At 72.0% G+C, this 4,716-nt stretch carries 6 protein-coding genes; 5 read left to right on the top strand and 1 reads right to left on the bottom strand.

The window, feature by feature from the left end:
- The 4 genes from AC1DP0_RS18300 to AC1DP0_RS18285 all read left to right on the top strand — a co-directional run.
- On the top strand, positions 1-379 hold a 379-nt coding region (locus AC1DP0_RS18300; RefSeq protein ID WP_478087196.1), incomplete at its 5' end, for a response regulator.
- Positions 376-768 carry a response regulator gene (locus tag AC1DP0_RS18295; RefSeq protein ID WP_478087194.1) on the top strand — a complete coding sequence of 131 codons (393 nt, stop codon included), beginning with the start codon at positions 376-378 and terminating at the stop codon, positions 766-768. The genes AC1DP0_RS18300 and AC1DP0_RS18295, both read left to right, overlap by 4 nt.
- A gap of 20 nt (positions 769-788) precedes the next feature.
- A complete protein-coding gene (locus AC1DP0_RS18290; protein ID WP_478087192.1) occupies positions 789-1,925 on the top strand; it encodes a response regulator in 1,137 nt (378 codons plus the stop codon).
- Positions 1,922-3,577, top strand: a complete 1,656-nt coding sequence (locus tag AC1DP0_RS18285; protein ID WP_478087190.1) for a peptide ligase PGM1-related protein — start codon at positions 1,922-1,924, stop codon at positions 3,575-3,577. Before AC1DP0_RS18290 ends, AC1DP0_RS18285 begins: the two co-directional genes overlap by 4 nt.
- 4 nt (positions 3,578-3,581) lie before the next feature.
- On the opposite strand, the gene AC1DP0_RS18280 is transcribed toward AC1DP0_RS18285, so the two are convergent.
- Positions 3,582-3,776 carry a hypothetical protein gene (locus tag AC1DP0_RS18280; RefSeq protein WP_478087188.1) on the bottom strand — a complete coding sequence of 65 codons (195 nt, stop codon included), beginning with the start codon at positions 3,774-3,776 and terminating at the stop codon, positions 3,582-3,584.
- Positions 3,777-3,935: 159 nt separating this feature from the next.
- On the opposite strand from AC1DP0_RS18280, the gene AC1DP0_RS18275 reads away from it, so the two are divergent.
- The gene (locus AC1DP0_RS18275) at positions 3,936-4,610 is read left to right on the top strand and encodes a Crp/Fnr family transcriptional regulator (protein ID WP_478087185.1); all 675 of its coding nucleotides are present in this window, start codon (positions 3,936-3,938) and stop codon (positions 4,608-4,610) included.
- Positions 4,611-4,716 lie beyond the last annotated feature (106 nt).

Here is a 4,716-nt window from a genome sequence, read left to right as displayed (position 1 = left end):
CGTCGTCGACGACGACCCCCTCGCCCTCAAGCTCGTGCGCAGCACGCTCGAGCCGCTGGGCTGGGAGGTGCACACGTGCGCAGGCGGTCAGCAGGCGGCGGACCTCGTGCGCGCGGTCGCCCCGTCCGTCGTCGTCATCGACCTGCTCATGCCCCACGTCGACGGCTTCGCCGTCATCGACGAGCTGCGGCCCCACCGCGACTCCGACGGGCCGCCGATCGTCGTGCTCACCGCGAAGTCCTTGACACCACAGGACCGCTCGCGTCTCGAGGGGCGCATCGCGTTCGTCGCCGAGAAGGCCGGCATCGATCTGCCGGGGCTCGCGCGCCGGCTCGCGACGGTCGCCGCCGAGCACGTGTGGGAGGGGGAGGGACCGTGAGCGAGCTGCCCGTCGTGCTCATCGTCGAGGACAACCCGCGCAACCTCAAGCTCGCGCGGGACGTGCTGGAGTATGCCGGCTTCTGCGTCGTCGTCGCCACCACCGGCGAGGAGGCGGTCGAGCAGGCGAGGGTCAGCCTGCCGGACGTCATCCTCATGGACCTCCAGCTGCCCGGCATCGACGGCTTCGCCGCCCTCGAGCAGATCCGGGGCCACGAACCGACGGCGCACATCCCGATCGTCGCGCTCACGGCGTTCGCCATGCACCGCGACCGCGAGCGGGCCCTCCTCTCGGGCTTCTCAGGCTACCTCGAGAAGCCGATCAGCGTCCGGGAGTTCCCGGCCCAGGTGCGCCGTCACCTGCCGCGACGCGAGGCACCGGAGCCGTGACCCCCGTCGAAGGCGATGCCATGAGCCCGCCGCTCACGGGCGTACGGGTGCTCGTCGTCGACGACCTCGAGCAGAACCGCAAGCTCATGCACGCCGTGCTCGAGCCCCACGGCTTCCTCGTCCGCTCCGAAGCGTCGGGGGCGGCCGCGATCGTCGCCCTCGGCGAGTGCGACGTCGACGTCGTCCTGCTCGACGTGCTCATGCCCGTCATGGACGGCTACGAGACGTGCGCGCGGATCAAGGCCGATGCCCGGACCGCCATGCTTCCCGTCGTCATGGTCACGGCGAGCGGGGCGCGTCAGCGGCTGCGTGCGCTCGAGGTCGGCGCCGACGACTTCATCACCAAGCCCTTCGACCAGGCCGAGCTCATGGCGCGGGTGCGGTCGCTGGCCCGGGTCAAGCGGCTGCACGACACCGTGGTCGAGCAGACCGTCGCGCTCGAGCGCTGGAACGCCGAGCTCGAGTCGCGGGTCGCGGAGCAGGTCGGCGACCTCGAGCGGCTGAACCGGTTGCGCCGCTTCCTCTCCCCGCAGATCGCTGGCCTCATCGTCGAGTCGGGCGACGAGTCGTTCCTGGAGAGCCACCGCCGCGACATCACCACGGTCTTCACCGACCTGCGTGGCTTCACCGCCTTCGCCGAGACGTCGGAGCCCGAGGAGACGATGTCGGTGCTCCGCGACTACCACGCCGCCCTCGGTGAGCTCGTCTTCGCCTACGAGGGGACGCTCGAGCACTTCGCCGGCGACGGTCTCATGGTCTTCTTCAACGACCCGCCGCCGTGCGCGGACGCGCCCGAACGGGCGGTGCGGATGGCGCTCCAGATGCGGGACCGCGTCGACGAGCTCGCGACGCACTGGCGCCGGCAGGGCCACGACCTCGGCTTCGGCGTCGGCATCGCGCAGGGCTATGCGACGCTCGGCCGGGTCGGCTTCGAGGGTCGGTGGGACTATGCGGCGATCGGCACGGTCACCAACGTGGCCGCACGGCTGTGCGCGGCCGCGGCCACCCGCCAGGTCCTCATCAGCCCGCGCGTGCGCGCCGGCCTCGACGAGCGCTTCGAGACGCGCTCGCTCGGACCGATGGAGCTGCGCGGCATCTCACGACCCCTCGAGGTCCACGAGGTCATCGGCACCGTCGAGCAGGAGGCTGACCCATGAACGCGACCATCCCGTCCACCTCCCCGGAGGCGTCGTCCGAGCCCCCACCGTGGGGTGAAGCGCTCGACGACCTCGACGAGGAGGCGCGGGGCGAGCTCTTCGACGTCCTGCAGGGACAGCTCCCCGAGGTGTGGCGACTCATGCGTCAGGGCGACCCGCTCGAGTCGGTCGTCGTCGTGCCGTCGATGAGCCTCGACCGGCTGGGCCCCTCCGCCGGCGCGATGAACCAGGCGATGGAGGAACGCTTCCTCTTCCTGCTGCTGCTCCTGCGCCAGCCGAGGCTGCGGATGGTCTACGTGACGTCGATGCCGATCCACGAGCACGTCATCGAGTACTACCTCTCGCTGCTGCCCGGGGTCATCCCCAGCCACGCCCGCGCGCGGCTCACCCTCGTCGCTGTCGGCGACTCCTCGCCGACGCCCCTCACCGACAAGCTGTTGGAGCGGCCACGACTGCTGGCCCGGATCGCGTCGCTGGTGCCCGACCCCGCGCGCTCGCACCTCCTTCCCTACAACAGCACCACGCGCGAACGCGACCTCTCCCTCCTGCTCGGGATCCCCATGTATGCCGCCGACCCCCGCCTCTACCCGCTGGGCACCAAGACCGGCTGCCGCCGGGTCTTCGCCGAGGCCGGTGTGGCCCACCCCTTCGGTGCCGAGGACCTCCACAGCGTCGACGACGTCGTCGACGCCGTGCTCGGCCTGCACGCGGCCCGGCCCACGGCGCGTTGGGCCATGGTCAAGCTCAACGAGGGCGTGTCCGGCTCGGGCAACGCGCTCGTCGATCTCGCGGGACTGCCTGCGGGTCAAGCGGATCCGGGATCCGGAGACGACGACGCGCTGCGTGCCCTCGCCGCCGAGCGGGTGCGCGGGATGCAGCTCGAGGACGAGCAGGTCGACATCGACGCCTACCTGCGCCGTCTCGAGGAGCGGGGCGGGATCGTCGAGGAGCGCGTCGTCGGCGACGAGGTGCGCAGTCCCAGCGTGCAGTTGCGGGTGACGCCTTTGGGGGAGCTCGAGATCCTCTCGACGCACGACCAGATCCTCGGCGGCCCCACGGGCCAGACCTACCTCGGGGCACGCTTCCCGGCCGACCCTGCCTACGCGACGGCCATCACCGCAGAGGCGGAGAAGGTCGGTCGGGTCCTCGCCGACAAGGGAGTCCTCGGGCGCTTCGCCCTCGACTTCGTCGTCGTCCGGCACGGGACCGACTGGCAGACGCAGGCCATCGAGATCAACCTGCGCCGGGGCGGCACGACACACCCGTTCCTGACCCTGCAGTTCCTGACCGACGGCGTCTACGTGCACCGTGAGGGGCGGTTCCGGACGCCGTCCGGGGCGGAGCGCCACCTCGTCGCGACCGACCACCTCGAGGACGCGTCGCTCCGGGGACTCGGTGTCGACGACCTCTTCGACCTCGTCGCGCGGGCCGGCCTGCACTTCGACCAGTCGCGCCAGGCCGGCGTCGTCTTCCACATGATCAGCTCGATCACCGAGTGCGGCCGGGTGGGCATGACCGCCATCGGGGACACGCCAGACTCCGCCCAGGATGTGTTCGACCGGGCGGAGTCGGCGTTGCTCGCCGAGGCGCGTGCGTCCCTGGTCCCGCTCCCCGTACCCCTGCGCGGGCGCCTCGGCGAGGGCCTGAGGTGAGCCGTCAGGGCGCGATCGAGGCCGAGTGGATGAGGGCGCCGACGTATGCCTGGTGCCAGGTCAGACGTGCCACGACCGAGCGGGCGGAGGCGCCGCCACAGTCGCACTCCCAGGTCCAGCCGCCCCCGGCGCGTCGGGTCACTCGCGGGTGGTGGTGCGCGAGGTCCGGGTGGACTCCTCGTCGCGTCGTCGTCGTCATCGCAGTGCCTCTCCTCGTCGAGGGATTCGCCGCCCCTCGCCCTGCGGATGTGCTCACCGACGACGATCCCGCCGTCCAGCCCGCGCGTCTGTGCGCGCGGCGACACCCCGGCCATGCCCGCGGGCACGGTCCAGGGAACGCAGCCACGCGGCGGGTGTCGTGAACGTCGACGTCGGTCTGCTCTCGGACCTCGCCCCCGAGGAGCGCCGAGAGGTCATGGCGACCATGCGACGGCACTCGTACGCCGCCGGTGAGGTGGTCTTCCACGAAGGGGATGCCGCGGACACCGTGCACTTCGTCATCGAGGGACGGGTCGTGGCTCGACGTTCGTCCGAGCACGGTGACCGCCTCGCCTACGCCGTCATGGGTCCGGGCCAGGCCTTCGGCGAGCTCGCGATGATCGTGCGCGGGGGCCGTCGCACGGCGACGATCGAGACCGTCGAGCCGACCGTGACCCTGGCGCTGCGCTTCGCAGACTTCGAGCGGCTGTGCGCGCGCCACCCGGAGGTCAGCCGCCTCCTCGTCCGGCTGCTGGCGGCGCGGGTCAACCGGCTCACCGAGGCCCTCATGGAGGCCTTGCACACGCCGGCCGAGCTCCGCGTCGTCCGGAGCCTGGTGTCGTTGTGCGGCATCTACTCCACCGGCGCACAAGGGCATTCGCTCGTGGCCGTGGAGCTGAACCAGACCGAGATCGCCGAGCTCGCCGGGGTGACCCGACCGACCGCCAACCGGGTCCTGCGCCGTCTCGAGTCCGGCAGCGTCGTCGAGCTCGACCGTGGGCGCGTCACCGTCCTCGACCCCGTGGCGCTGCGCCGCGCGGGCGCCGGCGGGTAGCCGCGCGACCCGGCCACGCGGCATACCGGCGCTGCGCGAAGGATCCAGGCATCGGCCTGTGGGCGCCTCGGGGCGTCACCGGGGCACGACGTAGCGCGGCTCGGTG

Source organism: Terrabacter sp. P5_B1 (genome assembly GCF_056400505.1).
The sequence above is the reverse complement of the archived record's forward strand: the minus strand, read 5'-3'. Positions and strand labels throughout refer to the sequence as shown.

What these genes read in the sequence shown, in the direction of transcription:
- AC1DP0_RS18280 (WP_478087188.1), bottom strand. Translation starts at nt 3,776, where the DNA reads ATGACGACGACGACGCGACGAGGAGTCCACCCGGACCTCGCGCACCAC.
- AC1DP0_RS18290 (WP_478087192.1), top strand. Translation starts at nt 789, where the DNA reads ATGAGCCCGCCGCTCACGGGCGTACGGGTGCTCGTCGTCGACGACCTC.
- AC1DP0_RS18285 (WP_478087190.1), top strand. Translation starts at nt 1,922, where the DNA reads ATGAACGCGACCATCCCGTCCACCTCCCCGGAGGCGTCGTCCGAGCCC.